This window comes from Actinoplanes ianthinogenes, from assembly GCF_018324205.1.
GTDB lineage: Bacteria > Actinomycetota > Actinomycetes > Mycobacteriales > Micromonosporaceae > Actinoplanes > Actinoplanes ianthinogenes.
Window position 1 is genome coordinate 2,158,670 of record NZ_AP023356.1, and the last position, 26,331, is coordinate 2,185,000.

Genomic DNA, 26,331 nt, shown 5'->3' on the forward strand with positions numbered 1-26,331 from the left:
TCAGTTCAGCGGGCCCGGGCCGCGGCCAGCAGCCCGGCCACCGCCGCGGCGTTGGTGATCTCGCCGCGGAACACCATGGCGACCGCCTCGTCGAGGTCGACCCGGACCACCTCCAGGTCGGCCTCCTCAGCGGTGCGGGAGTGCCGCTCCCCCGGCGGCACCGGGGTCAGCTCCCGAGCCCGATAGATCAGCACGTGCTCGGTGCTGAACCCGGGCGAGGTGTGCAGCTCGATCAGCCGGTCCCAGCGCGCGGCCGCGAGGTCGGCCTCCTCGGCCAGCTCCCGGGCCGCGGTCAGCGCCGGGTCCTCGCCGTCGACGTCGCGCAGCCCGGCCGGCAGCTCCCAGATCCGGGCGCGGAGCGCGTGCCGGTACTGCTTGATCAGCACCACCCGGTCCCGCTCGTCGAGGGCGACCACGACGACGGCGCCCTTGTTGCGCACCACGTCGCGCTTGGCGGTGTCGCCGTCGGACATGGTCACCTCGTCCGTGACCACGTCGAAGATCGGCCCGCGGTACCGCTCGGTGCTGCCGACGACCTCGTGCTCGAAGGCCATCAGGACTCGACCGGCTCGACCGGCAGCTCGACCGGCAGCTCGTCCGCGGCCGCGTACGTGATCGCGGCCTTGACCAGACCGTCGAACAGCGGGTGCGGGCGGGTCGGCCGGCTCTTCAGCTCCGGGTGCGCCTGGGTGGCCACGAAGTACGGGTGCACCGCACGGTCCAGCTCGATGAACTCGACCAGGCGGCCGTCCGGCGAGGTGCCGGAGAAGACCAGGCCGGCCTGCGACAGCTTGTCCCGGTAGTCGTTGTTCACCTCGTAGCGGTGCCGGTGCCGCTCGGAGATCTCCGTCGAGCCGTACACCTCGGCGACGATGGAACCCGGCTTCAGGGCGGCCGGGTACGCGCCCAGCCGCATGGTGCCGCCCATGTCGCCCTTGCCCGCGACGATGTCCTCCTGGTCGGCCATCGTCGAGATCACCGGGTAGGTGGCGGTCTCGTCGAACTCCAGCGAGTTCGCCCCGGCCAGACCGGCCAGGTTGCGGGCCGCGTCGATGGTCATGCACTGCAGGCCCAGGCAGAGACCGAGGATCGGGATGCCGTTCTCCCGGGCGTACTTCGAGGTGTTGACCTTGCCCTCGATGCCGCGGACGCCGAAGCCGCCGGGGATGCAGATGCCGTCGACGCCCTTGAGCGCGGTCGCGGCGCCGGCCGGAGTCTCGCAGCTGTCGCTCGGCACCCAGCGGATCTGGATCTTCACGGTGTTGCCGAAGCCGGCCGCCCGGATCGCCTCGGTGACCGACAGGTACGCGTCGGGCAGGTCCACGTACTTCCCGACCAGCGCGATGGTGATCGTGCGCTTCGGGTGGTGCACCCGCTCCAGCAGGTCGTTCCACTGCTGCCAGTTGACGTCCCGGAAGGACAGGCCGAGACGGCGCACGACGTACGCGTCCAGCCCCTCGTCGTGCAGCACCTTCGGGATGTCGTAGATGCTCGGCGCGTCCGGGCAGGCGATGACCGCCTCGACGTCCACGTCGCAGTAGAGCGCCAGCTTGTGCTTCATCTTCTCGGGGATCTCCCGGTCACTGCGGCAGATCAGGGCATCCGGCTGGATACCGATGTTGCGCAGCGCCGCCACCGAGTGCTGGGTCGGCTTGGTCTTCAGCTCGCCGGACGGGGCCAGGTAGGGCACCAGCGACACGTGCAGGTAGAACACGTGGTCGCGGCCGACCTCGTGGCGGACCTGGCGGATCGCCTCCAGGAACGGCAGCGACTCCATGTCGCCGACGGTGCCGCCGACCTCGGTGATCACCACGTCCGGGACGACGCCGTTCTCGTCGGCGTCGGCCATCGCGAAGATCCGGCTCTTGATCTCGTTGGTGATGTGCGGAATCACCTGGACGGTGTCGCCGAGGTACTCACCGCGCCGCTCCCGGGCGATGACCGCCGAGTACACCTGGCCGGTCGTGACGTTCGCCTTGCCGGAGAGGTCCCGGTCCAGGAAGCGCTCGTAGTGCCCGACGTCCAGGTCGGTCTCGGCGCCGTCCTCGGTGACGAAGACCTCACCGTGCTGGAACGGGTTCATCGTCCCCGGGTCGACGTTCAGGTAGGGGTCGAGCTTCTGCATCACGACGCGAAGACCGCGGGCGGTGAGCAGATTGCCGAGACTGGAGGCGGTGAGGCCCTTGCCCAGCGAGGAGGCGACGCCCCCGGTGACGAAGATGTGCCGCGTGTCGCGCACTGTTGAGGCCAAGGCCCGCTCCCGTGGTCGCCTGTCTTCCAGATCGTGCAGACCGGGGCTTCAGTGCCCCATCCACGGGAATTCACCGTAACACTGATTGCCGGGGCCGCGGCGTTCGGGCTGGTGGACCTGCGTGTCAGCTCGTGGCTTCCGTCACCGAGAGTTGATCGTTGTCGGCTTTGCGCAACAACGGGCCGCCCGGGCCGTCGGTCTCCCCCGGCGGCGGAGTGCGGTCGGCGGCGTGCAACAGCACCCGCAACGCGGTCAGCACGGCGACCGGCACCGCGGTCGCGGCCGCCGCGCCGGCCACCCCCAGCGCGGTGCCGCCGAGAATCCCGGCCGTGAGGCTCGCCACGACCGTGCCGGCGATCGCGCCGCGGACGGCCGGGTGCAGGCCGTACACCCGGTTCAGCCCGCCCCACGGGGAGAACTGGCAGAACGCCAGCATCAGCGCGCCGGCCACCGCCAGCAGGCTGAGCGGGCTGTCCAGCAGGGCCTGCCCGTTCGCCGCGGCGGCCCGCTGCATCGCCGGGCCGGCCGTGCCGCTGCCCAGCGCGCTCAGGAACCGGCCCAGGGTGCCCTGCTCCAGCGGGGCCCGGTGCAGGTCGAAGGCGGCGAACCCGACGGTCACCGCGATCGCGCCCACGGTCGCCCAGGCCACCCGCGGGAAGGTGAGCCAGCCACCCGAGCTGAGCGCCGCGGCCAGGCACACGCCGGCGGTCACCGCGATCGCGCCGACCGGGTCGGCGCCCAGGTAGGGGCTGCCCACCATGACCACGCCGAGCCCGCCGAAGAGCACCATCACGACCGGGCGCCAGGTGCGGCCCACCCACTGCGCGCAGCAGCCGGCGGCGAGCAGCAGGCCGGCCACGAACACGCCCAGGCCGACGCTGCCCAGGCCGGCGTAGCGGACACCGTGCGTGGCCGAGTAGCCGGCCACGCCGTTGAGCTGGAGGCGGGCGCCGGTGAGCAGGTCGACGACGACCACGATGGCGCTGATCACGGCGGCGGCGCCCATCGGCCACAGGGTCATCCGGTAACGGGGGGACAGGCGTACGGCGAGGGTGCCGACGGCCATCAGGATGACCGTCGCGCCGCCGAACATCCAGGCCGGGTGCGCGCTGGACCACCACGGCGCCACGTCGGCGACCAGGCCGGCCGGGATCGCCAGCGAGGCCGCGATCAGGGCCGCCTCCAGGACCGCCACCAGACGGGGCGGGGGCAGCGGCGGGGCGGCCGGTCCGGCATGCCGCCGGGCCCGCATGAGCACCGGCACGACCGCCAGGAACAGCAACACCTGGACGGCGGCCAGCACCCCGAAGAAGATCGACGCCACCCCGCGCTGGGCGATGGCCCGCTGGTCGGCGTTGTTGTGCCCCTGCATCGCGACGGCCGGGTCGGCGGGACGGCCGTCGGAGACGGTGGCCGCGTACCCGGCGAACAGCTTCTCCGGCGCGGACCGGCCGAGCGCGGCCAGCACCGTCGGGGCCAGGTCGACCAGCTGGAGGTAACCGTCCCGGCCGGTGCCGGCCGAGGTGAGCCAGCCGCCCTGCCAGCCGTCGCCCTCGGCGATCGCCACGTGCAGCCGGGAGGTGGCGTCGGTGTCGGCGACCCCGGCGATCAGCATCAGCGACCGGTCCGGGCGGGCCGCGAGGATCCGGGCCAGGGTGGCGTCGGCGGCGGCGACCGCGGCCCGGCGTTCCGCGCCGCTGCCGGTGATGGTGCCCAGGTCGACGATGCTCAGCACGCAGTCGGAGAGCAGTCTGACCGGGTTGGCCGGCAGCGTGTCGGCGTACTGGTCGACGCGGCCGAACGGGCGGGCGGCGGCGACCGCGGCATTCGGGCCGACCGCCGTCGTGCAGCGGACCGACTCGGCCAGCGCGCCCGGAGTGGTGCCGTAGGGCAGCCGGTCCTGGTTGTTGCGCACCACGGTGTTCTGCGCGGTCACGCTCGCGCCGATGGTGTCCGGCCGGTTCAGCTCCGGCACGATCACCGGGCACTTGCCGCGGACCGCCCGGGCGGTGTCCCAGGCCGCGTAGTTGCCCGCGCCCAGGGTCAGCCAGCCGTCCGCCGGGCAGGTGGTCGCTCGGGCCGACCGCACCGACAGCCAGCCGGTCGAGCCGCGCGACGCCTCCTGCCAGAGGGCCGGGGTGCGCTCCGGGTCGAGGTCGTCCCAGCGCAGGCCGGCCGCGGCGGCGACCACCACGTAGTCGGCCGCGCCGCGCCTCGCCTCACCGGCCGGGCGGATGGTGAGGCCGATCAGACTGGTCACGCCGATCAGCGTGACCAGCAGGTAGGGCACCCAGTGGGCGGCTCGCCGGCCACGCGGGGTCCCCGGCGGGCGGACCCGCCGGATGCGGTCGAGGCGGCCGGTCACGCGGCGTCCACCTCGGCGTAGGCCGCCCGGACCGCGTCCACCACGGCTTTCTCGTCGGGCCAGGTCGCGGCCTGCACCGGACCGCGCGCGGCCAGGTCCGCGCGCTGCTGCGGATCGGTCAACAGGTCGCGTACGGCACGGTCCAGCGCATCCAGGTCGCCGGGCGGGATGAGCACCGCCGCGTCGCCGACCAGCCCGGGCAGCCCGCCCACCGCGGTCGTGACCAGCGGGACGCCGGCCCGCAGCGCCTCCTGCGCGAACAGCTGCCGCGCCTCCCAGTCACTGGTGACCACGGCGAGGTCGGCGCCGAGCAGCAGATCGGGCACGTCACCGCGGTGCCCGAGCAAGTGGAACGGGGCGTGCTCGCGGGACGCCCGCTGCGCCAGCGGCATGTAGCTGGGCCCGGAGCCGGCCACCACGACCACCGGGGCCGGGTCCAGGTCACGCCACCGGGCGGACGCGTCGACCAGCAGGTCGTAGTGCTTCTGCGGGTGCAGTCGGCCGACCGACAGGATCAGCGGGGTGTCCCCCTTGATCCCGAACTCGGCACGGACCGCCTTGCGGGTCCGTTTCGGGGCGCGCATCGCCGGGGCGGCGACCGGGCCGAGCCGGGCGTTTTTCGCCCCCAGCGCGACCGCGCGCTCCACCAGGTCCTCCGAGGCGCCCAGGGTGAGCGCGGCGTTGCGGGCCACGATCCGCTCGACCAGCGCGCCGGCCTGGCCGCGCAGGCCCTTGGCGAGCACCGCGTTGTGCCAGGTGACGACGAGCGGCACGCCGGTGCGGGCGAGCGACACCACGAAGGCGGCGCGCAGCCCGTGCGCGTGGATCACGTTCGCGTCGCGGCCGGCGATGGCCCGGCGCAGCGCCCGGATCGCGCCGGAGTCCTGCGGTCCGGGATCGGCCGGGATCTCCACCGGCGAGTAGTCGACGCCGGCCGCGGAGAAGCCGTAGTGCTCGTCGTTGGCGGCCGGGCCGCAGACCAGCACCCGGCAGCCGGCCTCGACCAGGCCGCGGGCCAGCGAGAGGACGTGCCCGCCGGTGCCGCCGGTGGCCGAGCCGAGCACCAGCACGACCGAACCGTGCCACCCGTCGTCGCTGCTCACGAGCGGTTAACCCCTCTCCGGACGCACCCGCGTCACATTCTCCGCCGCCGGCGCCGAGCCCCGGCGGCCTGGACACATGTTGTCATCGCCCGCCCAGCCGGGCCGCAACACCCTCGCCGCCAGTGACCCGTACTGCTCCCCGGATGATCAGGTCAGCGGCGCAGCCGGCGGACCAGCGGCCCGGCGAGCGAGCTCAGATCCCGCCGGTCCAGCACGAACGCCGCCGCCACGAACACCAGCAGCACCACGATCCCGCCGAGCACCCCTTCGACCAGGCTGCCCAGCACCCCCGGCGCGGCCCAGACCCCGGCCTCCAGCCCTGCCACGAGGCCCCACCCGGCCGCCGCGGCCACGGCCGCCGCCAGCACCGCGGCGAGGCTCGCCCGGCCCAGCCCGGCGAGCGCGCCCGCACCGGCATGCCGGCGCACCGCGAGCACCAGCAGCACCCCGGTCACCGTCATCCCGAGCGCGGTGGCCAGTCCCAGACCGGCGAGTTCCCCACCGCCCGAGCCGGTCAGGGTCACCAGCACCACCGCGACCCCCGCGCACAGCCAGCCCACGCCGGACGCGACCGCGGCGGCGACCGTCGCGCCCCGGGCGTACAGCGCGCGGGAGAGCAGCGCGAACAGCGCATAGCCGAACAGGCCCGGCGCGAACCCGAGGATCGCCGGCACCGCCTCCACCCGCATCAGGCGCGCGGCCGGCTCGGCCAGCGCCACCAGGGCGGCCACCCCGAGCCCGGCCATCAGCATCACCGACCGCGCGGTCCCGGAGAGCGACTCGGCGTACCGGCGTTCGTCGCCGCGCACCACGGCGTCGGCCAGGCGCGGATAGACCGCGGTCGCCAGCGGCACCGCGAGCACCGCCCAGGGCAGCAGGAACAGCGTCTGGGCGCCGGTGTACCGAGCCAGTTGCAGCGTGCCCAGCGTGACCACCAGCGCCGCCACCACCTGCTGCGCGCCGACCGTCACCGCGCCGGCCCAGCCCAGCCGGACCGCCTGACGGCCCTCACCGCCGGGGAACCGGAAGCCGGGACGCAGTCGCAGCCGCAGCCGGCGCAGCGGGATCAGCAGGCAGAGGGTCAGCACCACGACGCCGAGCGTGGTGCCGATCGACAGGGTCAGCTCGCCGGCGGTGGTCAGGCCGCCGAAGTCGGTGCGGGCGCCGTCGATCCCGGCATAGGTCAGATAGGCGGCCATCACCGTCACGCTGGACAGCAGCGGCGCGATCACCGGCCAGGCGAACCGGTGGTGCGCCTGCAACACCCCGGTCAGCACGATGCCGATCCCGTACAGCGGCAGCTGCGGCGCGAAGATCCGCAGCATCCGGGCGGCGATCTCCTGGTGCTCCGGGGTCACCCCGTCGAGCAGGCCGGTGATCGGTCCGGCCGCGAGGGCGACCAGCACGGCGAGCGGCACGGTCAGCGCCAGCATCCAGGTGAGCAGCGCGGAGCTGATCTGCCCGACCCGGCGCCGGTCACCGTCCGCGACCGCGCCGGCCAGCAGCGGCACCACCAGGCTGGCCAGCGCGCCGCCGGCGACCAGCTCGAAGATGATGTTCGGCACGGTGTTGGCGGCGAAGTAGAGGTCCGGCAGGTTGCCGTTGCCGCCGTCACCGACGGTGTAGTAGAAGACCGCCGTGCGTCCGAAGCCGATGATCCGCGCCAGCATGGTCAGCACGGTGATCAGGGCGGCGGCGCCGGCCACCTTCGCCGCGACGCCGCCGGCCGACAGGTCCGCTCGGCGGTCCGGGTCCGCTTCCGGGGCACCCCCGTTTTCGGTACGACCGGAAGCGCCGCTCACCGGCGTACGCGAATCGGGTGAACCGGAAGCGCCCACGGACCCGCCGTCGGCCCTCCCACCGGAACCGGAAGCGGCGCTCGCCTCGGGATTTGCCGGATCGGCCGGCGTCATGGAGGCGGCAGCGGCGCTCGCGTCCGGGCTTGCCGGATCGGCCGGCGTCGCGGAGGCGGCAGCGGCGCTCGCGTCCGGGTTTGCCGGATCGGCCGGCGTCGCGGAGGCGGCGCCGGTGTCGTTCGCCGAGGTCACGCCGGCCGGCGGCCGAGCTCGTCGAGGTGCCGCAGCCACGGCGTGTCCTGGATGACCTTGGTGAAGCTGACCTTCTCGCTGGCCGCGGTGAGCGACGCGAGCGCGGCCAGCGCGGCCAGCCGGCCCACCGTGCCGGTCCGCGCGGTGAACGCCACGCCGAGCAGCGCGCCGAGGGCGTTGGCGCCCGAGTCGCCGAGCATGATCTCTTCGTTCAGGTCGGCCGGGAGCAGGGCGGCGCTCGCGCCGAGGGTGCCCGCCGTCATCGCCGCGTGGCGGCCGACCGCGAGCGGCGCGCCGACGATCAGACCGGCCTTGATCGCGCGACCGGGGCGCAGATCGAGCAGGTTCAGCAGGTTGGCCGTGCCGGCGATGACGCCGGCGCCGAGCAGCACGTCGACGCCACGACCGAATCTGCCGGTGCGACGGCTGCCGATCAGCGCGGCGGCGACCAGACCGGCCGCGCCCACTCCGCCGATCTTGACGAGGCCGCTGGTGACCCGGCCCTCGCGGAGCGCGCCGAGGTGGCCGGCGAAGCCTTTCGCCGTTTTCTGCTCGGGACGGTTGCCGACGATGTCGTCGTAGAGGCCGACCGCGCCGCTGACCGCGCCCGCGGTGACCGCGGCGGCCGCAAGCCGGCCGGTCGGCGCCCCGGCGGCCGCGCCCAGGGTGGCGCCGGCCGCGAGCGCCGGGCCCCCGGCCAGGGTGACCGTGCGACCGTGGAAATTGGTCCGGCGCAGGTCGCCCGCGTTCGGGTCGCGGCGCACCCAGCCGAGCACGGCCCGGGCGACCAGCGCGCCGGTGCCGAGTGAGCGGAGAAAGGCCATGGCTGGAGAGTCTGCCTTACGGCGCGGCCGAGGGCACCAGCGAGGTGGCGCCGGCGGCCAGGCCGTACTGGCCGACCTTGCCCTTCACCAGCAGCTCGTGGGTGGTCATCGCGGTCGCCACCTGGCCCTGCACGGTGCTCACGTTGTCCACCGTGGAGATCCGCTTGACCAGGGTCGGGTCGCCGCGCAGCCCGGACACCAGGTTGTTGTCACCGGCGCTGTCCCCGCCGACCACCAGCGGCCGGCTCTTGCTGAGCTGGTCGGCCATGGTGATCTTGTTTTTCGCCTTCTGCGTGGCGTCCTTGTCGGTGGCGGGCGCGCCGGCCACCAGCACGATCGCCTCGGCGCCACCGCTCGCCTTCTCGGCGACCGAGATGTAGCCGGGCTTGGCCAGCGCGGTCAGCACCGTGGTCACGTCCTCCGGGTTCGGCACGGTGGCGCCCTGGAGCAGAGTGAGGCCCAGCAGCGCGCTCGCGGTCTCCACACCGTCGCTGTTCGACGGGAGGCCGGCGGCCGGGATGGTCGGCTGCGACGACTGGTCGGCCAGGTCGAGCAGCTGGTTGGTGAAGTTCGGGTCGAAGAACTTGTCCTCGATCGTGACGTGCGCGGTGATCGTCGCGCCGGCCACGCTCAGCATCTTGATCACGCCGTCGGCGGAGTCCTTGCCGCCGGGCAGCGCCACCACGGCGATCCGGCGGGAGGTCAGCTTGCCGGCCAGCACGTAGGGCGCGGTCTCGGTGGCGAAGTCCTGGTTGCGGGTCAGCTCCTCCTTGTACTGGTTGACCTGGTCCCGCTTGACGTTGTTGTCCTTGTTCAGGTTGGCCAGCTGCTCCTTGAGGTTCTCCGAGACCGGCCCGTTGAGCGCGGCGGTACCGACCACCAGGCCGATCGCGAGCGCGAGGAAGACCGCGGTGAGCGACACCACGTGGTACCTGAAGTTGATCACGATGCCCTCAGAAGAGATTGCCGAGCTGGAAGACGAAATTGTCCCACCACTCGGACACCACGGTCAGATACGCCTTACCCACCGTGGAGACCGCCACGGCGGCGGCCATCGCGGCGAGCGCCGAGAGGACCAGCAGCAGCAGCGCCGAGCCGGAGATGTTCTGCCGGTAGAGCCGGCTGACGCCCTTGGCGTCGACCAGCTTGCCGCCGACCTTGAGCCGGGTGAGGAACGTCGAGGCCATCCCGCCCCGACCCTTGTCCAGGAACTCCACCAGGTTGGCGTGGGTGCCGACGGCGACGATCAGCGAGGCGCCCTTCTCGTCGGCGAGCAGCATGGCCAGGTCCTCACTGGTGGCCGCGGCCGGGAAGGTGAGCGCGTCGACGCCCAGGTTGCTGACCCGCTCCAGACCGGGCGCCCGGCCGTCCGGATAGGCGTGCACGACCACCTCGGCGCCGCAGCGCAGCACGTCGTCGGTGACCGAGTCCATGTCCCCGATGATCATGTCGGGGGTGTAGCCATTTTCCACCAGCGCGTCGGCTCCGCCGTCGACGCCGATCAGGACCGGTTTGTACTCCCGGATGTAGGGGCGCAGGACGTCGAGGTCCTCCTTGTAGTCGTAACCGCGGACCACGATCAGCACGTGCCGGCCGGCGATGCGGGTCTGCACGTCCGGCACGCCGACGCCGTCGAGGAGCAGGTCACGCTCCTGCTTCAGGTAATCCATGGTGTTCGCGGCGAACGCCTCGAGCTGCACCGACAGGCCCTCGCGGGCGTCGGCCATGGATTTCGCCACGCTCTCCGCGTCCTGCCGGACACCGGTGGCGATCGGGGTGCCGTCGAGCAGCACCTGGTCGCCCTCGATGCTGACGGTCTGCCCCTCGCGCAGGCCGGAGAAGATGTCCTCGCCGAGGTTGTCGAGCAGCACGACGCCGCCCTGGATCAGCACCTCGGGACCCAGGTTCGGATACCGCCCGGAGATCGACGGCTTCGCGTTGAGCACCGCGGTGACGCCCGAGGCGACCAGCGAGTCGGCCGCAACCCGGTCCAGGTCGACGTGGTCGATCACGGCGATCTCGCCGGGGCGCAGCCGGCCGGTCAGCCTCTTGGTGCGCCGGTCGAGCCGGGCCACCCCGGAGACCGGGCCCGGCTCGGTGGTGCGCACACGGCGCAAGGTGGGAAGTCGCATCCCGGCCATCCTGACACGCCGCTTCACGCGGCCCCCGTTAGACATGCTCTAACTCATTGACAAAGCGGACTTTTCGTACGCCATTCTTCCGTTGAGCCGTGCGCCTTCCCTGAACCGCGCGCCTCGCGGCAGGCTTTCTTTCATCCGCGCTTCTCCCGGCCCGCCACCGCCAGCAGTTCCTCCGCGTGGGCGATACCCAAGTCCGAATCCGGCAGCCCGGCCAGCATCCGGGACAGCTCCCGCGCCCGCTCGGTCTCCTCCACGATCCGCACCCCGCTCGTGGTGATCGCGCCGCCGGTGTCTTTCGCCACCACCAGGTGCCGATCGGCGAACGCCGCGACCTGCGGCAGATGCGTGACCACCAGCACCTGGTGGGTCCGCGCGAGCCGGGCCAGCCGCCGCCCGATCTCCACCGCCGCCGTGCCACCGACGCCGGAGTCCACCTCGTCGAAGACCAGCGTCGGCGGGCCGCCCGCCCCGGCGAAGACCACCTCGATGGCGAGCATCACCCGGGACAGCTCACCGCCCGACGCGCCTTTCTGCAGGGGCAGCGACGGGGCGCCCGGGTGGGCCAGCAGCCGCAGCTCCACCTCGTCGGCGCCGTCCGGCCCGGCGCCCAGCTCGACGCCGTCGACGCTCACCGCCGGCTCGTCCTTGGACGGAGCGTGGGTGAGCACCGCCACCTCGACCCGGGCGTGGGGCATCGCCAGCCCGGCCAGCTCGACGCTGACCGCCTCGGAGAACCGGGTCGCGGCCTCGCGCCGGGCCGCCGTCAGCCGCCCGGCCAGCTCGCCGACCGTGGCGGCCAGCCGCTGCCGCTCCCGGTCCAGCTCCTCCAGCAGCTCGTCGGAGCTGTCCAGCTCGCCGAGGCGGGACTTCGCGTTCTCCGCCCAGGCGATCACGCCGTCGATGTCGTCGGCGTATTTCCGGGTGAGGGCGCGCAGCGCGGCCCGCCGCTCGTAGATCGCCTCGAGCCGGGCCGGATCCGCGTCCAGCTCGCTCAGGTACGCCGAGAGCTCTGAGGAGACGTCCCCGACCAGGGTGGCCGCCTCCTCGATCCGCAGCGCCAGGTCACCCAGCTTGGCGTCGACGCCGGCCTGCCCCTCCAGCGTGCGCCGGGCGGTGCCGAGCAGGGTGGTCGCGTCCGGTGCCTCGTCGCTCGCCTCCACGCCACCGGCCAGCGCCTGCGCCGCGATGGCCGCGGCCACCCGCAGTCCCTCGGCGTGCTCCAGCCGCTGCACCTCGGCGCGCAGGTCCTCGTCCTCATTGGGCTGCGGGTCGACCCGGGTGATCTCGTCGAGTCCTAGCTTGAGCAGATCGGCCTCCTGCGAGCGCTGGCGCGCGTTGCGCCGGCGGTCGGCCAGGTCGTCGACCACCTTGCGCCAGCGGGTGAACGCCTCGCGGTAGCTGTCCAGCAGCTTCTCGTGCCCGGGCCCGGCGAACCGGTCCAGCGCGGACCGCTGCTCGCTCGGGCGCAGCAGGCGCAGCTGGTCGGACTGGCCGTGCACGGCCAGGACCTGCTCGCCCAGCTCGCTGAGGGTGGAGACCGGCATGCTGCGGCCGCCGACGTGCGCCCGGGAGCGGCCCTCGGCGGTCACCGTGCGGCTCAGCAGCAGCGAGCCGTCGTCGTCGATCTCGCCACCGGCGTCGGTGATCCGGGTGCGAACCGCGTCGCCGAGAGTGCCCTGGAGCCGCAGCCGGCCCTCGACCACGGCACGGCCCGGATCGGCGCGAACCCGGCCGGCGTCGGCCCGCCCACCGAAGAGAAGTCCGAGACCGGTCACGACCATCGTCTTCCCGGCACCGGTCTCCCCGGTGATCACGTTCATACCCCCCGACAACCGCAGCGTCGTGTCGTCGATGACGCCCAGCCCGGTGATGCGCAGTTCCTCCAGCACAGGGCAGAGGGTAGTGGGACCCTCTGACAAATGCCCAGCGCGGGTGTTTCTGATCAGCATCAATCGCCGTTACGCGCGGGGGCCGGCCCCCGCGCCCGCCGGCCCGGCGGCCAGCACTGATGACCGCCGGGGAGGCACCCGCCGACCCGGCGGCCGATGCCGGTCAGCGCCGGTTGCCGCGCCAGCCGACCACGGGAAGCTCGAATTTCGCCACCAGGGTGTCGGTGAACGGCCGCGGAGCCAGCCGGACCAGCCGAACCGGCAGTTGCCCCCGCTCAACGGTCACCGTCGACCCCGGCGGCAGATCCCAGGTGCGGCGTCCGTCACAGCAGAGCACCGCGAACGACGTATACGGATCCACCGTCAGCACGAACGTGGACGTCGGCGCCGTCACGAGCGGCTTGCTGAACAGCGCGTGCGCGCTGATCGGCACCAGCAGCAGCGCCTCCACCTCCGGCCAGACCACCGGCCCGCCCGCCGAGAACGCATACGCCGTGGAGCCCGTTGGTGTGGCGCACACCACACCGTCGCAGCCGTACCGGGAGAGCGGCCGGCCGTCCACGTCGACGAGCAGCTCGAGCATCTGCGCCCGCTGCCCCTTCTCCACGGTCACCTCGTTGAGCGCCCAGGACTCGGCGATCAGGCGGCCGTCGTACTCCGCCCGGACGTCCAGGGTGAGCCGCTCGTCCACGGCGTAGTCACCCGCGATGATGTCGGCGACCGCCTGGTCGATGTGCTCGATCTCGGCCTCCGCCAGGAAGCCGACCTTGCCCAGGTTGATCCCGAGCAACGGCGCCTTCACCGGCCGGGCCAGCTCGGCGGCGCGCAGGAAGGTGCCGTCACCGCCGAGCGCCAGCACGATCTCCGCGCCCTCGGCGGACTCCAGCCCGTCCACCGACTGCACCTCGGCGGGCAGGTCCAGGTCGGCCACCTCGTCGGCGATCACCCGAACCTCGAACCCCGCGGCGACCAGGTCCAGCGCGACCGTCCGGGCATGCTGCGTACTCTGCCGGCGCCCGGTGTGCGTCACCAGCAAAGCCGAGCGAGTCATTTGTCCTCCAGGTTGGCCGCAGGCTGTTTCTCCCGCGCCGCTGCGGGCGCCGGTCGTTCCTGATCCCGCCCACCGGCGGACTCCCCCACCCCAAGCCCGGCAGGCTCCCCCACCACCGGCTCGGGCCCGGCAAATCCAGCAGGCTCCCCTACCACCGGCTCGGGCCCCGCAAGCCCAGCAGGCTCCCCCACCGCCGGCTCAGCCCCCGCAAGCCCAGCAGGCTCCCCTACCACCGGCTCGGACCCTGCGAATCCAGCTGGCTCCGGCTCCTCGGGGAGTCCAGCGGTCGGCAGCTCGCCGGACGGACCGGCCTCGACCACCGCCTCGACCCGCTCCCGGTCCGCAGCCGGCGCGCCCCGCCGGAACCAGACGAAGAACTCGACGTTCCCACTGGGCCCGGGCAGCGGACTGGCGGTCACATCGACCACGCCCAGTCCGAGTTCGCCCGCGGCGGCCGCGACGTCCAGCACCGCCTCGGCACGCAACCGCCAGTCACGCACCACCCCGCCCGCGCCGACCCGCTCCTTGCCCACCTCGAACTGCGGCTTCACCATCAGCGCCAGGTCGCCCTCCGGCCCGGTGCAGGCCGCCAGCGCGGGCAGCACCAGCCGCAACGAGATGAACGACAGGTCGGCCACGACCAGGTCGACCACACCCCCGATGAGCTCCGGGGTGAGCGTCCGCACATTGGTCCGCTCGTGCACGTCGACCCGCTCATCGGTGCGGATCGGCCACGCCAACTGCCCATACCCGACGTCGACGGCGACCACCCGGCTCGCCCCGGCACGCAGCAGCACGTCGGTGAACCCACCGGTCGACGCCCCCGCGTCCAGACATCGCCGCCCCTCGACGGTCAGCCCCCGGCGACCGAACGCGGCCAGCGCCCCGGCCAGCTTGTGACCACCCCGCGACACATACTCGGTCTGCGGATCCTCCCCGGTGACCAGCACCGGATCGGCCGGGTCGACCATGGCCGCCACCTTGTGGGCCACAGTCCCCCGGACCTGGACCCGGCCGGCCGCCACGAGTTGGGCGGCCTGTTCCCGGGAACGAGCGAGCTTGCGACGGACAAGCTCGGCATCGAGACGCGCACGGCGGGCCATCACAATCCTTTTTCGGTACGTCGGTCAGCGATCGATGCTGGCCAGGGTTTCCTGGAGCACCTGGTGCGCGGCCTCGTACTCGGCGATCTGCTCGGCCGGCGCCAGCCGCGCGGCGTTGGCGAGCGAACTTAGCACCGCGTCCACCGCCGCGTGACCGGTCTCCACCACCATCCCGTCCTCATCGGTGCGGTATTGCGAACCCACCGGCTCACCCGGCGGCGGCCCAGGACGCACCCCGCCCGGCGGCGGTCCAGGTCGAGCCCCACCCGGCGGTGGCCCGGGACGCATCCCGCCCGAGGCCGGCCCCGGCCTGAAACCGCCGGCCGGCGGCCCGGGCCGGAACCCACCTGGCGTAGAACCAGGCGACCCACCGGGCATCGGACCCGGCCGCGGGCCACCCTGCGCGGGGTTCGGGAACGTCACGGGATCACGCCTCCGGGTTCTCGGTCGGACCGGTGCTCTCCGCCACCGGCTGCGACTTCTTGGGCCGCGCCTGACTCGGCACCTGCGCCGTCTTCTTGGCCGCCCGCTTGGCCGGCGCCCGCTTGCTCGGCGCAGCCTTGACCACAGCCGGCGACTCCACCTCCACCGACGTCGCCAAGTCATCCGCCACACCGGTCGCCACCGTCGCGTCCGGCGCGGCAGCCACCGAATCACTCGTCACCGTCACGTCCGGCGTGGCAGCCGCTGTGTCAGTCGTCGCCGTCGCGTCCGGCGCATGAGCCGATGGTGTAGCCGGGATCTCCGCGGCAGCCGATGGCGTCGGTGGCAGCTCGGTCGCGGCCGCAGCCTCCTTCACCGCACTGACCGGCGACGCCGCAGTCCCGGCCGGAGTCCCGACCGCCGAGCCTGCATCGCCCGTAGCGCTGGGAACAGCAGACTGAGCTGCTGCCTTCCGAGGTGCCCGCTTGACCGCGGCTTTCTTCGCCGGAGCCTCACTCGCCGGCGTCTGGGCGATCGGCGGCACAACCGCACTGTCACCCGACGCACTGGCGACCTTCTTAGCCTGCCGCCCCACAGCCTTGGCCGGTCCACCGGCCTTGGCCGGTCCGCTCGCGGCCTTGGTCTGCCGGTTGGCCTTAGCCGACCCGCCCGCTGCTTCAGCCAGTCCGCTGGCCTTAGCCGACCCGCCAGCCGTCTCGGCCGGCCCGATGGCCTTCGCCCGTCGGCCGGCTGCCTCGGCCGCTTCGCTGGCCTTCGCCCGTCCGCTGGCTGTCTTGGCCGGTCGGCTGGTCTCGGCCGGCCCGCTCGCTGCCTTGGCCGGCCCGCTCGCTGCCTTGGCCGGTCCGCTCGCTGCTTTCGTCGCAGCCTTCTTGGCCGGTCCACGAGTCGCCTTCGGCGCCGCCGAACCGGTCGGCGTGCTCGACCGCTCATCCGCGGCAGAGCCGGTCGCCGTACCCGGCAGTTCCTCCGCCGCCGCAGCCGCGACCGCACCCGCGGCGAGCTCAGCGGGAACCGTCCCGTTCACCCCGGCCACCGGACCGGCCGATGTGGATTTCCGAGCCGCCTTCTTCGCTGCCGGCGCCTTCTTGGCAGCCGGCGCGCCGGGCGTGGGCGCATTGCCGGGCGGCGTAGTCGGCGCGGTCCCCGCCGACGGCATCGCGTTAGGCGTGGCCTTCTTCACTGCTTTCTTGGCGATGGCCTTTTTGGCCACCGCTTTCCTGGCCGGGCCGGGAGGCACCGGCCCGGCAGCCCGGGGCGCCGCAACCGGCGACGCGGAAGTCCCCACCCCGGGACTCCCGCCCTCGGCCGCATCGGCCCGCGCCTGCGCCTCTCGAAGCCTTTTCTCCAGATCGTGCACCCGCGTAGTCAGCTCGGAGACCTCGTCCGCGGTGGCCAGACCGACCCGCCCCAGCGCGCGGTCCACCTCATAACGAACGATGTTGGTCAGCGCCTCACGGTTGGCGATGCCCGCCGAGAGCAGGTCCTCGACCAGCCCCTGCACCTGCGCCGCCGTCGCACCGCCCCGGCTGAGCAACTCACCGGCGACCTTTTGCGCCTTTTTCCGGGGCGTCTCGGTCAGTCCGAGCGCCAGGTCAAGATAAGCCCGCCATGCATCCGGCATGATCTCTCCTCCTCTCGCCGCGTCGGGTGCCACGCTACCGGCAGCCCCCGACAACTTCCTGAGGTACGGTGCTGGTGTCGCGAGGGGGGACGCCGATGGCCACCGTGGACGAGTGCCGTACAGCCCTGCACGACCTGGCCGCAAAACTCGCGGCGAACGCGGAGGCACGAGGCCATCTGGACCTCGACCGCACGCTGGCGTGCCGGCTCACCGACCTGGAGACCGCCTTCCACGGGCGGATCACCGGCGGCCTGCTCACCGACATCGCCGACGGCGACGATCCGAAGGCGAAGATCGCCCTCATCACCACCAGCGACGACCTGATCGAGCTGATCAACGGCAGGCTGGACATCACCCGCGCCATCGCGTCCCGCCAGATCTCCATCAAGGCGAACCCGTTCGACCTGCTCAAGCTCCGCAAACTCCTCTGATCACGCCCCGTGGTACGCCTCGGACCTCGCAATCGTTCAAGCCCGCCCGCGGGCCGAGCCCTCACCTGGTCATTGAAACCGACATTCGGCTGATCCTGCGGACGCCGCGCACTAGGCATCTCCGGGATGCGATCCGCAGAAAATCCCGGCGCCCCGTTGGTCACTGCGTAGGCCTCGCTGAGAGCGAACGCGGACGAGATCGCTGAAGAAACGACCGCTGACAGCGATCAGCCCGCCTTGGCGGCCAGCGCCTGGAGACCCGTAAGCACCTGGTCGGCCGACGCCGTGGCCGTCGACAGCTGCTTGGTCACCTCGGCCAGCACCGCCGCCTGCTCCTCCACCGACGACGCGATGTTCAGCTGCAACTCGTGGATCCCGTCCACCGCCCCGGTCGTCTTGGCGAACGTCTGCGCCACGTCGTCGGTCTCCGCGACGATCGCGTTGATCACCGAATTCACCCGTTCCACCGACGTCGCGGTCTCCCGAGCGAGGTCTTTCACCTCGCCGGCCACCACCGCGAACCCCTTGCCGATCTCGCCGGCCCGGGCCGCCTCGATGGTGGCGTTGAGCGCGAGCAGGTTCGTCTGGTCGGCCAGCGACGCGATGATCGCGTTCACGTCGGCGATCTCACCGACCGAGCGCTCCAGCGCCCGTACCTTCTCCCCGGCCGACGCCGCGGCGTCCTTGCCACCGGCGGCCGTGGTCGCGGCCGCCGCCGACCGCTCCGCGATGTCCCGCACCGACGCGGTCAGCGCCGCCAACTCCCGGTCCACCGAGGCGACCGCGGAGATCGCCGCGTGCGCCTCGGCGCTGATCGTCGACACGTCCGCGGTGATCTGCCGCGCCTGCGCGGCCGCCTCCTCGGACCGGAGCCGCAGGTCCTCGGCGGATCGTTCGCGGGCCTCCTGTTCGGCCCGTTCGATCTCCTGCCGGGCCTGCTCGGCCTCCTTCGCGAGCTGCTCGTTCTCCCGTTCCGCCTGCTCCGCGAAGTGCCAGAAGATCACGATGCCGACCACCTCCAGCACCGCCAGCCCGGCGTGCACGGCGACCTGCTCGAGCGCCCCGGCGACCGCCATGTGGTGCATGCCGAACACCCGCTCCGGGGCGATCAGGCCGAGCGCGCCGTGGTGCACCACCACGACCAGCACGGCCGAGATCAGCGGCGCCCACATCTGGTACAACGCGACATAGATCAAGATCGCGTACAGGTGGATGTGCGCGGTCATCGCGCCGCCGGACAGCTCGATCGCCACGAACGTGCAGGCGATCAGCCCCACGCTGGTGTGCGACGCCTTCGCCTTCGGGCTCGGCAGCACCGAAATCAGCGCCGCCCACCCGGCCACCGCCGCGGTGAGCAGCACGACCTCCCAGCGCGGCCGGGGCCCGAGCATGCCCAGCACCAGAAAGACGGGAACGTGGAACCAGAGCAGCCGGCTGATGATCCGGTGCCGGGCCCGCCATGAAGCTTCGGAGAGCCGGGCGCCACGAGGCAACGTAAGAGAACTCACACTCCTCCGATCGTCCGTTTCCCCCGGCGCTTGAACCTAATCGCGCCAAACGGCATTTTGCTGGTCGACGGTCAATTCGCGGTGCGACGATGGAGGAGAAGCGAGCGACCGCCGGACGACGGCCGCCCCGGGCAACTGGGAGGCGATCATGAATCACGTCCGCCCCGACGTTCCCTGCATCGACGGCACGTGCAACGCGGAGAACGTGCACCAGCGTGCTGAAAAAGTTGCCGTGCCCGATTTTGACTACATGAGCTCGCCCATGGTCGCCATGGTCGACGGCATCTTCCACATCGACCCCGAAGCACCTCCGCTTCCGCGCCGCAAGCACCGCCCCCGCCCGGAGCAATACCACCACTGACACACGGGCGGACTTGCCCCACGCCACCGTCGGCACGCCGCTGGCGGATGTGCCGCTTAGCGCGGCCGGGCTGCCGGCGGACGGTGAGGATGACGACGATCGCCGCTACCGATATGCAGGCGGTCCGGGCCGGTGCGCCGCCAACACGCGGCCGGTGCCGGGCCAGACTGTCACCGGCATGCGCGTTCCGAACCGCGCCGCCGCCAACACACGGCCGGTGCCGGATCAGACTGTCACCGACATGCGCGTTCCGAACCGCGCCGCCGCCAACACACGGCCGGTGCCGGGTCAGACTGCCACCGACATGCGCGTTCCGAACCGCGCCGCCGCTGACATGCGGGCGACGCCCACTCCCGCTCGCGGTCTACGCCGCACCGGCAGCCATCACCGTCGTGCCCGCTTTTGGTCACCGCTCGACTGGTATTGAAACCTTCAAGCCACGCCACGCGTCGCCATCCGGTCCTAGCCCTCCTCCTGACCTCGTCGACCGTCCGCTGACCCCGTTCGAGGCCTCCGCCAGGCGATCAAATGCGGTCACGCGCCGAGTCTGAGCATGAGCCCGGTTTCCGGATCGATCGGGTTGGTCGCCTGCGACAGCTGGCATTCCCCGGGCCATCAGGTGGGTTACCTGCGTCCTGATACGACGATGAGGGCCGGCCGAGACGAACTCGGCCGGCCCTCATCGCTGAACGCTCGGAGAAATGTGGGTCAGAGGCCCCAGCTGCGCAGTAGGTCGGTGGCGGCTTCGGAGCCAGCGGTGAGGTTGGTGGCCGGGACGCCGTCCCACGTAGCGCCGCAGAGCAGGCGCAAGGCGTCGACCGGGTCGCCGGAGCCGGACAGGGTTGCCCGGTCGGCCTGACGGGCTAGGTGCCAGCCGTTGACCTCGGCGGCTGGGACTTCAGCTTGGTCGGCGGGGCGGAACAGCCCGGAGAGGTCGGCCGCGACGAAGCTTGGGCGGCGGTCGGCGGGAGCCGACAGCAGGTCGGCGGGGCCACTGACGCCGGTGAGGACCAGCAGGCTGTCCGATCCGGCGGTTACAGCGCCCTGGATGTCCGTGTCCAGGCGATCGCCGATGACCAGCGGGCGGTCGGCCCCGGCCACGGTAGCCGCGGTGGTGAACAGGGCCGGCTGAGGCTTGCCGACCACCACGTCCGGGTCACGGTCCAGGGCGGTGCGGATCACCGCGACCAGGGAGCCGTTGCCCGGTAGCGGGCCGCGCGGGCTGGGCAGGGTGCGGTCGGTGTTGGTCGCGTACCAGGTGGCGCCGGCACGGATCGCGAGCGCTGCCTCGGAGAGGTTCTTCCAGCCGACTTCGGGTCCGTAGCCCTGGACCACGGCTACCGGCTTGTCCTCGGCCGATGCGACGGGGGTGAGGCCGGCGTCCCGGATCTCGGCACGCAGTGCCTCCGCGCCCACCACCAGCACCGGGGAACCGGCGGGGACGTGCTCGGCGATCAGGGCGGCGGCCGCGCCGGCCGAGGTGAGTACCTCGGCCGGGGCAGCGCTGACGCCCATGCCGGTGAGCAGAGCGGCTACGTCGGCGGCGCGGCGGGACGCGTTGTTCGTCGCGAACGCGATAGCCGTCCCGTCCGCGCGCAACCGCTCGACCGCCTCGGCGGCGCCCGGGATCGGCTTGTCGATCAGGAAGACAACGCCGTCCAGATCGAAGATGGCCAGGTCGTAGGCGCCGGCGAGGTGGTCACTCATGCTTACGCCCGGTCGTCCGCGCGGCCGGTGAACTCATCGCCGGCCTGCTCGTCCTTCTCGCTGTCCGCCTTCGAACCCGCGGACTTCGCCCCGGCCTCGGTCGCCGCGGCCTCGTCCTTGCCGGCCTCGTCCTTGTCGGTCTTCAGGGCGTCGGTGTTGACGTCGGTGTCGGCCACCCGGGCCTCCACGTCGTCCTCGTCGTCGAAGTCCTCATCGTCTTCGTCGTCGAAGTCGTCCTCGTCGCGGTCGCCACCGCCGGCACGCACCTCGCCGGCCCGGTCCTCGTCGTCCTCGTCGTCGAAGTCCTCGTCGTCGTCGTCGCGGTCGGCCCGCCCGTCGGCGTCGAAGTCCTCGTCGTCCTCGTCGTCGTCGCGGCCAGCCCGCGCCTCGCCGTCGAAGTCCTCGTCGTCTTCGTCGTCGAAGTCCTCGTCGTCGCGGTCGGCACGCGCGTCGGCGTCCCGGTCGGAGCCGGCCTCGGCGTCGAGGTCCTCGTCGTCCTCGTCGTCGCCCTCGATGGTCACGCCGTCGAGCTCGAGGATTCGCTCGGCTGCATCGGTGACCTGGTCCTCGTCGACCGCGGCGGTCCGAGCGAACCACTCGCGGGCCTCGTCGCGGCGGCCGGCAGCCAGCAGGGCGTCCGCGTAGGCGTAGCGCAGGCGGGCCGCCCAGTCGGCGGTCTCCTCCCCGGTCAGCTCCTTGACCTGGAGCATCGCCACGGCCGCGTCGTGCTGGCCGAGGTCACCGCGGGCACCGGCCGCCACGATCAGCAGCTCGATGGCGCCGGACTTCTCCAGGTTCGCCATGTCGGCGCCGCGGTAGAGGTCGATGGCCCGCTCCGGCCGGCCCAGAGCCCGCTCGCAGTCGGCCAGCTCGGCCAGGTGGGTCTGCTTGCCGGTCATCCGGTGGTAGGTACGCAGCTCGGCGATCGCCGTGGTCCAGTCGCCGGCCGCGTACGCCGCCAGGCCGACCGCCTCGCGCACCACCGCGATCCGGGAGGCCAGCCGCCGCGCCGCGATCGCGTGCTGAAGGGCCAGCTCGGAGTCCTCGTCGATGACGGTGCCGGCCGCCACCAGGTGCCGGGCGACCTTCTCGGCGATCTCGCGAGCCAGGCTCACCAGCTCCGAGCGGACCTCCTGGTCCAGGTCGGCCGCGTTGATGTCCTCGGGGATCTCCGGAGCCTGGAACGCGGCCTGGCCGCCCTCGAGCTCGGCGTTCTCCGCGCGGTCACCCTGGTAGCCCCCACGGTCCCGGTCACCCCGGAATCCGCCCCGGTCGCCACCACGGTCACGGTCGCCACCACGGAACCCACCACGGTCGCCGCCACCCTGGTAACCACCACGGTCACGGTCACCGCCACGGAACCCACCACGGTCGCCGCCACCCTGGTAACCACCACGGTCACGGTCACCGCCACGGAACCCACCACGGTCGCCGCCACCCTGGTAACCACCACGGTCACGGTCACCGCCACGGAACCCACCACGGTCGCCGCCACCCTGGTAACCACCACGGTCACGGTCACCACCACGGAAGCCCTCGCGGTCACCGCGGAAGCCGCCGGAACCGCCCTGGAAGCCCTCACGGGCACCGCCGCGCTCCCGGTCGCCCCGGAAGCCCCCACGGTCACCGCCCTGGAAGCCACCGCGGTCGCCGCCCCGGTCGCGATCGCCGCCCCGGAAGCCGCCACCCTGGCCGCCCTGGTAGCCACCGCGGTCACGGTCGCCACCACGGAACCCACCACGGTCGCCGCCACCCTGGTAGCCGCCACGGTCGCGGTCGCCGCCGCGGAACCCGCCGCCCTGGGGCCGGTCGCCCTGGGGCCGGTCGCCCTGGGGCCGGTCACCGCGGTAACCGCCGCCGGTGCTGCCGCCACGGTCGTCACGGTTGAAGGGCCGGCGCTCGCCACCACCCTGGTAACCGCCACGGTCACGATCGCCACCACGGAACCCACCACGGTCGCCGCCACCCTGGTAGCCGCCACGGTCGTCACGGTTGAAGGGGCGGCGCTCGCCACCACCCTGGTAACCACCACGGTCACGGTCGCCGCCACGGAACCCGCCGCCCTGCGGCCGGTCACCCTGGGGCCGGTCACCGCGGTAACCGCCGCCGGTGCTGCCGCCACGGTCGTCACGGTTGAAGGGGCGACGCTCGCCACCACCCTGGAAACCGCCACGGTCACGGTCACCGCCACGGAACCCGCCACGGTCGCCGCCACCCTGGTAACCACCACGGTCACGGTCACCGCCACGGAACCCGCCACGGTCGCCGCCACCCTGGTAACCACCACGGTCACGGTCGCCACCACGGAACCCGCCACGGTCGCCGCCACCCTGGTAACCACCACGGTCACGGTCGCCGCCACGGAACCCGCCGCCCTGCGGCCGGTCACCCTGGGGCCGGTCACCGCGGTAACCGCCGCCGGTGCTGCCGCCACGGTCGTCACGGTTGAAGGGCCGGCGCTCGCCGCCGCTCACCGCACGGTCGCCACCACGGAACCCGCCGCGGTCGCCACCGCCCTGGTAACCACCACGGTCACGGTCACCGCCACGGAAGCCGCCGCGGTCGCCACCGCCCTGGTAGCCGCCACGGTCACGGTCGCCACCACGGAAACCGCCGCGGTCGCCACCACCCTGACCACCCTGGTAGCCGCCACGGTCACGGTCACCACCGCGGAACCCGCCACGGTCGCCGCCACCCTGGTAGCCGCCACGGTCACGGTCGCCGCCACGGAAACCGCCGCGGTCGCCGCCACCCTGATAGCCACCACGGTCACGGTCACCGCCGCGGAAGCCGCCGCGGTCACCACCCCGGTCGCGGTCGCCGCCACGGAAGCCGCCTCGGTCACCCGACCGGCCACCGCCCTGGTATCCGCCTCCGTCGCCGCGGCGAGCGTCGCCGCCATCGCGACCGCGGCCCTCCCGGGCCTCGTCACGGTTGCTGGAGCCGCCGTCCTGCGGTCCTGTAGTCACGGATCAGTCCTTCCAAGTACGGCGGCGGGCCCTCGGTGCGGGCGGCCTGGCATCAAACACAAAGTTACTAGGGAACGAAGTCATAAACGCAGTCGAGGGCCGACCCCAGGTGGGGCGGCCCTCGACCGTTACGTTAAGTCCGGCGGCGTCCTACTCTCCCACACCCTCCCGAGTGCAGTACCATCGGCGCTGGAGGGCTTAGCTACCGGGTTCGGAATGTAACCGGGCGTTTCCCCTCCGCTATGACCACCGAAACAGCCATCAGCAGAACCAACCAGCAACCCGGGGTGTTGGTCACCAACCGGGGTGGTTGTTCGTTTGCTGTGAATCACACAGTGGACGCAAGTAAAATGTTTAGGGTGGTTAAGCCCTCGGCCTATTAGTACCGGTCAACTCAACACGTTACCGTGCTTACATCTCCGGCCTATCAACCCAATAGTCTCTTGGGGGCCTTACCCACTCAAAGGTGGTGGGATACCTCATCTCGAAGCGAGCTTCCCGCTTAGATGCTTTCAGCGGTTATCCCTTCCGAACGTAGCCAACCAGCCGTGCCCTTGGCAGAACAACTGGCACACCAGAGGTTCGTCCGTCCCGGTCCTCTCGTACTAGGGACAGCCCTTCTCAAGTATCCAACGCGCACGGCGGATAGGGACCGAACTGTCTCACGACGTTCTAAACCCAGCTCGCGTACCGCTTTAATGGGCGAACAGCCCAACCCTTGGGACCTGCTACAGCCCCAGGATGCGACGAGCCGACATCGAGGTGCCAAACCATCCCGTCGATATGGACTCTTGGGGAAGATCAGCCTGTTATCCCCGGGGTACCTTTTATCCGTTGAGCGACACCGCTTCCACACGCAAGTGCCGGATCACTAGTCCCGACTTTCGTCCCTGCTCGACCCGTCAGTCTCACAGTCAAGCTCCCTTGTGCACTTACACTCAACACCTGATTGCCAACCAGGCTGAGGGAACCTTTGGGCGCCTCCGTTACCCTTTAGGAGGCAACCGCCCCAGTTAAACTACCCACCAGACACTGTCCCTCGACCCGATCAGGGCCGCAAGTTAGATACCCAAACCCAACAGAGTGGTATTTCAACAACGACTCCACCCGAACTGGCGTCCGAGCTTCACAGTCTCCCACCTATCCTACACAATCGAATTCAGATACCAATGTCAAGCTATAGTAAAGGTCCCGGGGTCTTTCCGTCCTGCCGCGCGTAACGAGCATCTTTACTCGTACTGCAATTTCGCCGGGCCTGTGGTTGAGACAGTGGGGAAGTCGTTACGCCATTCGTGCAGGTCGGAACTTACCCGACAAGGAATTTCGCTACCTTAGGATGGTTATAGTTACCACCGCCGTTTACTGGCGCTTAAGTTCTCCGCTTCGCCCTTGCGGGCTAACAGGTCCCCTTAACGTTCCAGCACCGGGCAGGCGTCAGTCCATATACATCGTCTTACGACTTGGCATGGACCTGTGTTTTTAGTAAACAGTCGCTTCCCCCTGCTCTCTGCGGCCATACCACGCTCCACCCGCAAAGGGGCTTCACGCGTCCGGCCCCCCTTCTCCCTAAGTTACGGGGGCAATTTGCCGAGTTCCTTAACCACAGTTCACCCGTCGCCTCGGTATTCTCTACCTGACCACCTGTGTCGGTTTAGGGTACGGGCCGCTCGAAACATCGCTAGAGGCTTTTCTCGGCAGCATAGGATCAATGACTTCACCAGAACGGCTCGGCATCACGTCTCAACCTATATGTGTCACGGATTTGCCTATGACACGGCCTACACGCTTACCCCGGCACAACCACCGGCCGGGATCATCTACCTTCCTGCGTCACCCCATCACTAAACTACTACCCCAGAGGGTCCTGGTCTCCATGCCCTTGACCCGAAGGTCGCCGGCACTTCAAGCAGTTAGCACCTGAAGGTTCGTCTTGGGCGTTTCTTTGCGGGTACGGGAATATCAACCCGTTATCCATCGACTACGCCTCTCGGCCTCGCCTTAGGCCCCGACTCACCCAGGGCGGATTAGCCTGGCCCTGGAACCCTTGGTCATCCGGCGGAAGGGGTTCTCACCCTTCATTCGCTACTCATGCCTGCATTCTCACTCGTACAGCGTCCACGACTGGATCACTCCGCCGCTTCACCCGCTGCACGACGCTCCCCTACCCATCCACACACAAAGTGTGAATGCCACAGCTTCGGCGGTGTGCTTGAGCCCCGCTACATTGTCGGCGCGGAACCACTTGACCAGTGAGCTATTACGCACTCTTTAAAGGGTGGCTGCTTCTAAGCCAACCTCCTGGTTGTCCATGCGATCCCACATCCTTTTCCACTTAGCACACGCTTAGGGGCCTTAGCTGGCGATCTGGGCTGTTTCCCTCTCGACTACGAAGCTTATCCCCCGCAGTCTCACTGCCGCGCTCTCACTTACCGGCATTCGGAGTTTGGCTGATTTCAGTAAGCTTGTGGGCCCCCTAGACCATCCAGTGCTCTACCTCCGGCAAGAAACACACGAC

The 26,331-nt window shown here is 71.3% G+C and carries 18 protein-coding genes, 2 rRNA genes and 1 pseudogene (1 of these 21 running past the window's edge); 3 read left to right on the plus strand and 18 right to left on the minus strand.

The genetic code is table 11. The features are described 5' to 3' along the window. Positions 1-5: 5 nt before the first annotated feature. The 13 genes and pseudogenes from Aiant_RS09930 to Aiant_RS46990 all read right to left on the minus strand — a co-directional run bounded on the left by Aiant_RS09930 (position 6) and on the right by Aiant_RS46990 (position 16,840). A complete protein-coding gene (locus tag Aiant_RS09930) occupies positions 6-554 on the minus strand; it encodes an NUDIX domain-containing protein (RefSeq protein ID WP_189336596.1) in 549 nt (182 codons plus the stop codon). Further along, positions 554-2,251 (minus strand): CTP synthase, encoded by a 1,698-nt coding sequence (locus Aiant_RS09935; protein ID WP_189336595.1) that lies wholly within the window; start codon positions 2,249-2,251, stop codon positions 554-556. The genes Aiant_RS09930 and Aiant_RS09935 overlap by 1 nt, the downstream gene beginning before the upstream one ends. Before the next feature lie 124 nt (positions 2,252-2,375). Continuing rightward, positions 2,376-4,616 (minus strand): hypothetical protein, encoded by a 2,241-nt coding sequence (locus Aiant_RS09940; protein ID WP_229831452.1) that lies wholly within the window; start codon positions 4,614-4,616, stop codon positions 2,376-2,378. Continuing rightward, positions 4,613-5,719: a glycosyltransferase family 4 protein gene (locus Aiant_RS09945; protein ID WP_189336594.1), complete on the minus strand. Its 1,107-nt coding sequence runs from the start codon at positions 5,717-5,719 to the stop codon at positions 4,613-4,615. Before Aiant_RS09945 ends, Aiant_RS09940 begins: the two co-directional genes overlap by 4 nt. Before the next feature lie 152 nt (positions 5,720-5,871). After that, on the minus strand, positions 5,872-7,521 hold the full coding sequence (murJ, locus tag Aiant_RS09950; RefSeq protein ID WP_229831450.1) for a murein biosynthesis integral membrane protein MurJ: 1,650 nt from the start codon (positions 7,519-7,521) through the stop codon (positions 5,872-5,874). A 242-nt stretch (positions 7,522-7,763) separates the two neighbouring features. After that, positions 7,764-8,591, minus strand: coding sequence for a hypothetical protein (locus tag Aiant_RS09955; protein WP_189336593.1), 828 nt, complete (start codon positions 8,589-8,591; stop codon positions 7,764-7,766). 16 nt (positions 8,592-8,607) lie between these two features. Next, positions 8,608-9,537: a copper transporter gene (locus Aiant_RS09960; protein ID WP_189336592.1), complete on the minus strand. Its 930-nt coding sequence runs from the start codon at positions 9,535-9,537 to the stop codon at positions 8,608-8,610. A gap of 7 nt (positions 9,538-9,544) precedes the next feature. Continuing rightward, on the minus strand, positions 9,545-10,723 hold the full coding sequence (gene steA, locus Aiant_RS09965) for a putative cytokinetic ring protein SteA (protein WP_189336591.1): 1,179 nt from the start codon (positions 10,721-10,723) through the stop codon (positions 9,545-9,547). 140 nt (positions 10,724-10,863) lie between these two features. Continuing rightward, complete coding sequence (recN, locus tag Aiant_RS09970) at positions 10,864-12,621, minus strand: DNA repair protein RecN (RefSeq protein ID WP_189336590.1); 1,758 nt, start codon at positions 12,619-12,621, stop codon at positions 10,864-10,866. 163 nt (positions 12,622-12,784) lie between these two features. Continuing rightward, the gene (locus tag Aiant_RS09975) at positions 12,785-13,672 is read right to left on the minus strand and encodes an NAD kinase (RefSeq protein WP_189336589.1); all 888 of its coding nucleotides are present in this window, start codon (positions 13,670-13,672) and stop codon (positions 12,785-12,787) included. A 305-nt stretch (positions 13,673-13,977) separates the two neighbouring features. Continuing rightward, positions 13,978-14,775 (minus strand): annotated as a pseudogene (locus Aiant_RS09980) (TlyA family RNA methyltransferase); the annotation flags it as partial. A 24-nt stretch (positions 14,776-14,799) separates the two neighbouring features. Continuing rightward, entirely contained in the window at positions 14,800-14,979 is a 180-nt protein-coding gene (locus tag Aiant_RS09985) for a hypothetical protein (RefSeq protein ID WP_229831448.1), read from the minus strand. Positions 14,980-15,202: 223 nt separating this feature from the next. After that, on the minus strand, positions 15,203-16,840 hold the full coding sequence (locus tag Aiant_RS46990; protein WP_189336587.1) for a hypothetical protein: 1,638 nt from the start codon (positions 16,838-16,840) through the stop codon (positions 15,203-15,205). Between the two features lie 95 nt (positions 16,841-16,935). Here Aiant_RS46990 and Aiant_RS09995 point away from each other — a divergent pair, with 95 nt between their 5' ends. Next, positions 16,936-17,271: an SCP2 sterol-binding domain-containing protein gene (locus tag Aiant_RS09995; RefSeq protein ID WP_189336586.1), complete on the plus strand. Its 336-nt coding sequence runs from the start codon at positions 16,936-16,938 to the stop codon at positions 17,269-17,271. A gap of 227 nt (positions 17,272-17,498) precedes the next feature. Here the strand turns inward: Aiant_RS09995 and Aiant_RS10000 are convergent, their stop codons facing one another. After that, positions 17,499-18,779, minus strand: a complete 1,281-nt coding sequence (locus tag Aiant_RS10000; protein WP_189336585.1) for a methyl-accepting chemotaxis protein — start codon at positions 18,777-18,779, stop codon at positions 17,499-17,501. Positions 18,780-18,927: 148 nt separating this feature from the next. Between Aiant_RS10000 and Aiant_RS10005 the strand changes: the two genes are divergently transcribed. Together Aiant_RS10005 and Aiant_RS10010 are read left to right on the plus strand one after the other, a co-directional pair. Next, a complete protein-coding gene (locus tag Aiant_RS10005) occupies positions 18,928-19,140 on the plus strand; it encodes a hypothetical protein (protein WP_189336584.1) in 213 nt (70 codons plus the stop codon). 13 nt (positions 19,141-19,153) lie between these two features. Further along, positions 19,154-19,567, plus strand: coding sequence for a hypothetical protein (locus Aiant_RS10010; protein WP_189336583.1), 414 nt, complete (start codon positions 19,154-19,156; stop codon positions 19,565-19,567). 281 nt (positions 19,568-19,848) lie between these two features. On the opposite strand, the gene Aiant_RS10015 is transcribed toward Aiant_RS10010, so the two are convergent. The 4 genes from Aiant_RS10015 to Aiant_RS10030 all read right to left on the minus strand — a co-directional run. After that, positions 19,849-20,847, minus strand: coding sequence for an HAD-IIA family hydrolase (locus Aiant_RS10015; RefSeq protein ID WP_189336582.1), 999 nt, complete (start codon positions 20,845-20,847; stop codon positions 19,849-19,851). Positions 20,848-20,849: 2 nt separating this feature from the next. Continuing rightward, positions 20,850-23,816, minus strand: a complete 2,967-nt coding sequence (locus Aiant_RS46995; RefSeq protein ID WP_245006649.1) for a tetratricopeptide repeat protein — start codon at positions 23,814-23,816, stop codon at positions 20,850-20,852. Between the two features lie 137 nt (positions 23,817-23,953). Beyond that, positions 23,954-24,070: ribosomal RNA gene (gene rrf / locus Aiant_RS10025) — 5S ribosomal RNA — on the minus strand. 105 nt (positions 24,071-24,175) lie between these two features. Further along, positions 24,176-26,331 (minus strand): 23S ribosomal RNA (locus tag Aiant_RS10030); it runs 922 nt beyond the window's last position.

Excerpts from the sequence above, each read along its gene's own strand:
- Aiant_RS09975 (WP_189336589.1), bottom strand. The coding sequence starts at position 13,672 with ATGACTCGCTCGGCTTTGCTGGTGACGCACACCGGGCGCCGGCAGAGT.
- Aiant_RS10005 (WP_189336584.1), top strand. The coding sequence starts at position 18,928 with ATGAATCACGTCCGCCCCGACGTTCCCTGCATCGACGGCACGTGCAAC.
- Aiant_RS10015 (WP_189336582.1), bottom strand. The coding sequence starts at position 20,847 with ATGAGTGACCACCTCGCCGGCGCCTACGACCTGGCCATCTTCGATCTG.
- Aiant_RS09930 (WP_189336596.1), bottom strand. The coding sequence starts at position 554 with ATGGCCTTCGAGCACGAGGTCGTCGGCAGCACCGAGCGGTACCGCGGG.
- Aiant_RS09995 (WP_189336586.1), top strand. The coding sequence starts at position 16,936 with ATGGCCACCGTGGACGAGTGCCGTACAGCCCTGCACGACCTGGCCGCA.
- Aiant_RS46990 (WP_189336587.1), bottom strand. The coding sequence starts at position 16,840 with ATGCCGGATGCATGGCGGGCTTATCTTGACCTGGCGCTCGGACTGACC.
- Aiant_RS09955 (WP_189336593.1), bottom strand. The coding sequence starts at position 8,591 with ATGGCCTTTCTCCGCTCACTCGGCACCGGCGCGCTGGTCGCCCGGGCC.
- steA (WP_189336591.1), bottom strand. The coding sequence starts at position 10,723 with ATGCGACTTCCCACCTTGCGCCGTGTGCGCACCACCGAGCCGGGCCCG.